General features: G+C 74.3%; 4 protein-coding genes. 3 read left to right on the top strand and 1 reads right to left on the bottom strand.

Annotation, left to right across the window (positions count from 1 at the left end):
• The first annotated feature begins 311 nt into the window (after window positions 1–311).
• Window positions 312–869 (top strand): GNAT family N-acetyltransferase, encoded by a 558-nt coding sequence (locus AQJ11_RS44960; RefSeq protein WP_059267379.1) that lies wholly within the window; start codon window positions 312–314, stop codon window positions 867–869.
• A gap of 26 nt (window positions 870–895) precedes the next feature.
• Here AQJ11_RS44960 and AQJ11_RS44955 read toward each other — a convergent pair whose 3' ends face one another.
• A complete protein-coding gene (locus tag AQJ11_RS44955) occupies window positions 896–2,206 on the bottom strand; it encodes a cytochrome P450 (protein WP_244218685.1) in 1,311 nt (436 codons plus the stop codon).
• Window positions 2,207–2,635: 429 nt separating this feature from the next.
• Here AQJ11_RS44955 and AQJ11_RS44945 point away from each other — a divergent pair, with 429 nt between their 5' ends.
• Both AQJ11_RS44945 and AQJ11_RS44940 read left to right on the top strand, forming a co-directional pair.
• Window positions 2,636–2,950 (top strand): hypothetical protein, encoded by a 315-nt coding sequence (locus AQJ11_RS44945; RefSeq protein WP_014671158.1) that lies wholly within the window; start codon window positions 2,636–2,638, stop codon window positions 2,948–2,950.
• A gap of 341 nt (window positions 2,951–3,291) precedes the next feature.
• The coding region (locus AQJ11_RS44940) for a hypothetical protein (RefSeq protein ID WP_244218684.1) at window positions 3,292–4,029 on the top strand (738 nt) is incomplete at its 3' end.

Here is a 4,029-nt window from a genome sequence, read left to right as displayed (position 1 = left end):
GCAGTGTCAACAACGCTCGTGATCAATACACCTAGGCCATGCAACGGAGGGAGTCCCGACCTGTCACAGCGTTGATCGGTCTCACCTCCTTCAACTCGCAGTCGTGCACGGCGGCGGCGAACGTATCACGGAGATCAACACCCGCTCCCCGTCGGGGCGAAGGCCGCCTGATGCGGCACCAGTACGCCGACGGCGCCGCAGACGGCGGGCCGGGGCCGCGGACGCCCAGCGGTGGGACTGGGAACGGTGGGCCGCACCCGTCCCGGCGTGCCTCTCGGCCCCGCGCGCACCGTGGCGTGTTGAAATCGGGCATGGCAACGTCCTGGACCGGTGAACGGGTACGCCTGCGTGCCATCGAGCCCGAAGACTGGGCGGCGTTCGCGCGCTTCGCCGACGACGACGGGCGGCGCGGGGGCCCGCTGGGCCTGCCCCGGTCCGCCGAGAGCTACCGTGCCTGGGCGAAGCAGCAAGCCGTCGCCGAGCGCGACGGCGACCGCTTCCGGCTGGCAGTCGAGACGACGGCCGGCGAAGAGCTGGTCGGCACGGTCGCCTCGCACCGCACCGGCCGCCATTCGGGCTGGTTCGAATTCGACGTCACGATCGGCGCCGAGCACCGGCGCCGTGGCTACGCGGCGGAAGCCCTGACACTGCTGCTGCGCTTCATGTTCGCCGAGCGGCGCTACCACAAGTGCCTGGCCGTGGTCTTCGCCCACAACGAGGCATCGCTGGCCCTCATACGCCGTCTCGGCTTCACCGAGGAGGGGCGCTTGCGGGAACACGTCTTCTTCGCCGGCCGGTACCACGACCTCGTCATGATGGGCCTGCTCGCCGACGAGTTCGACCGGCGGCACACGGCGGGCGGACCGTGACGGACGAACCGTGACGAGCGCGCCGGTCACCGCAAGCCGGACCGCTCCGGGGCACGCGAGGTGGCACGCAGACGCAGGCCGGCGGTCGCGAGACCTTCGAAGGTGGTGACCTGGAAGCCGGGTGGTCCGGGCGGCTCGCTCAGGCGGTGGCAGCGGGCCGTGTGCGCGGTCAGGAGCGTCAGCATCGCCATGGCCAGAGCGGCTCCCTCGCAGCCGTGCGGCCCGGTGCCGAAGGAGAGGAACGCCCCGGGGTCCGCCGGCGAGCCCGAATCGTCGAGCCAGCGCTCGGGCCGGAACTCGTCCGGCTCGGCGTGTTCCCGTGCGTCCCGGTGCGCGGTGTAGGGGCAGACGAGAACCGTGGACCCGGCGTCGATCGTGTAGTCGGCGAGCTCGGTCTGCCGTGCGGTCTGCCGGGTCAGCAGCCAGCTCGGGGGGTGCAGCCGGAGCACCTCGCGTACCAGTGCCTGGGTGTACCGCAGGTCGTCGAGGTGGGCGCTGGTCGTCGCGGCCGGGTCCGCGGGCAGCGAGGCGGCTTCGGCCGCGACCCGGTCCGCCGCCCACGGGTGCCGGGCCAGGTGGAGCAGGATCCATCCGGCTGCCCGGGTGGGTGCCTCGAAGGTGGCGACGGTGATGCCCGGGAGGGTGTCGAGGACGGCCCCTTCCGGCAGCGGGCCGTAGCGGGCGGAGGGCTGGAGCATCTGCCCGAGCACGTCGTCGCCGAGCCGGCCCGACGCACGGCGCCGGCGGACGATGGGCCGCAACGCCTCGGTGAAGGCGGCCTGTTGCCGTGTGCGGAACCGCCGTGCCGGTGTGGGGACCCACCGCGGCCATTCCCAGCGGGAGGGGCGTGCGAGCACTTCCCGGGCCAGGAAGAGCCGTGCGGCGAAGGGCAGCAGGGCCGGAGCGTCCTCGGAGAAGAGGTAGCCCACGCCGATCTCCGCCAGGGCGTGCCGCGCCGCGGGCAGGACCTCGACGTCCCGGCCCGTGGGCCACTGCTCCGCGAAGCGTGCGGCTCCGGGCGCGATCTCGCCGACCCGGGCCGCGACCGCCTGCGCGCGCAGTCCGCGCATGCGGGCGGCGTGGGCGTGCGCACGCTCCTCGGCCGTCGGTGCTCGGTTCGACCCCTTCAACGGCGGGAAGAGGGGCGAGGGCGCCTTGGGGAAGTCCTCCGCGCGGCGTAGCACCGCTTCGCACGGAGCGGCCGTGGCGGCTACGTAGACACCCGGCTCCAGCTGCCAGACGTCCCCGCACTCGTCAGCGCCACGGCGTGCCACGCCCAGCCGGTCACGGCTCCAGGCTGCGAAGCCGCCCTGCGGCAACCGCGGCGGCACATTCATCCGGCCCATGAGATCGTCCCCGACCTTCGCACCCGTCCTGGCGATGTCGTCGGCAGCGCCGCTCAGAGCCGGCGGACGCCCGGGGCGCCCGCCGGGAGTGCCGTCAGCGGTCGTCGCCGGCGTACGCGTCCCACTCGTGGGCCCCGTACGCGCCGTAGTGGCGGCTGAAGCACAGCTTGCCGAGCAGCTTGGCGATCATGATGCGCTCCTCTCGCCTGTCTGAGCCCTTCCAGCGGAGGGTTCCGATGAACCCGCCAGCATCAGATGGCATATTCGCCATTTTCTCACACATGCCACATATGTCATACCTGGGGCATCGGCCGCATGATCGAGCTCCCCCCGCGCGGCGCTCGCCTGGTTTCGCACGGTGGTCTGGTGCCATGATCAGGCTGCCGCCGGGCGTGGGCCCGGTGCGCAGGGGGAGAAGCCGTGAAGCTGTATGTCGCCGTGCCTCTGGTCCTGTTGGCGCTGCTCATCGCCGCCTCCGGCGTCGCGGCGGTCACCAGCGGCTGGGTGCTCCCCATGAACCGGCGCCATGTCCGTGCCCCGCGGACCTACGGCTGGGGCCAGCTGGTGGTGGCCTTCGCGCTGTGCTGGCAACTGGTCTTCGGGCTGCTGATCGGCGATTCCGGCGCCCGGCCCTCGGGAACGCTGATCGGCGCCGTGCTTCTCCTCGCCGGTCTCCTCGTCATGATGGTGGGTCAGGTCTCCGGTGGTGACCGGAGAGGCGGCGGCAGACCGTGAAGCCTGTCCGACAGCCGCCGGCGGGCCCCGCCGGGCGCACCGTGCGGCTACGAGCCGGAGAACGTGACCGATCTGTGCGTGGGTGAGCGGATCGCGCTCGTCGCCGAGGAGCGCGGGCACGGCGTCGCGGCGGCCCACCCGCAGCGGTACCGCGCCGACGAGGAGGCGGGCCGGGCCACCGGGACGCCGGCGAGATCGACTGGTTCCTCCGGCATCCGCCCCCTCCCTCCGGCCGGGCGCCGAGCAGACGGCCGACCCGCTGATGCGCGCCTGTCCGGCCCGCCTGGCCCGCTGACGGGTCCGGGACCCGGCGCGCCTGGCCGAGACCTGCCGCCCCGGTCGTGTACGGCCCCCCGGACCCCGGCCGCACGTCCGGGCCCTCTGCGAGCGCTCCGGATTCCGGCACGCCGGGGACACCGGGGTGCTCCCCCTCGCCCGCACGGCCGACCCGCCCGCGGCCAAGCCGTGCCCCCGGCGGCACGGTCGAGCGCACGCCGGGGGAGTGCGGCACCCGCTTCACCGCCCGCACGGACGCGGGCATCGGCGGCTGCGTCGAGACCGGCACCTCCCTGACCCGCCCCGGACGCCACGCGCGCGGCGCCGGCCTGGCCGATACCGCCGACCCGCGTGTCGAGCCCGCTCACCAGGGCTGGGGCCGGCAGCGCTGGCTGTTCGGCCGCGCCGCCGACTGGCTGTGGCTGTGCGGGACGGGCCGGGTGCCGGCCCGCGAGCCCGTCGAGGGGACGGGCGGGATCGACCGCCTCCTCGACGCGGGCTTCCACGGACCGACGCGCACGGACGGCGGCGGGGAACACCATCGCGGCCTGGCCGATACCGCCGACCCGCGTGTCGAGCCCGCTCACCCGGGCCGGGGTCGGCAGCGCCGACTGTTCGGCCGTGCCGCCGACTGGCTGTGGCTGTGCGGGACGGGCCGGGTGCCGGCCCGCGAGCCTGCCGAGGGCACGCCGGGATCGAACGCCTCCTCGACGCGGCCCTCCACGAACCGACCCGCACGGACCGCGGCGGGGAACACCACCCGCACCGACCCGACCCGCCCCGTACCCGTCGGTCGTCCTAGA

This window comes from Streptomyces corchorusii (assembly GCF_001514055.1).
Classification (GTDB): domain Bacteria; phylum Actinomycetota; class Actinomycetes; order Streptomycetales; family Streptomycetaceae; genus Streptomyces; species Streptomyces olivaceoviridis.
This window is presented reverse-complemented; position numbering and strand designations above follow the sequence as displayed.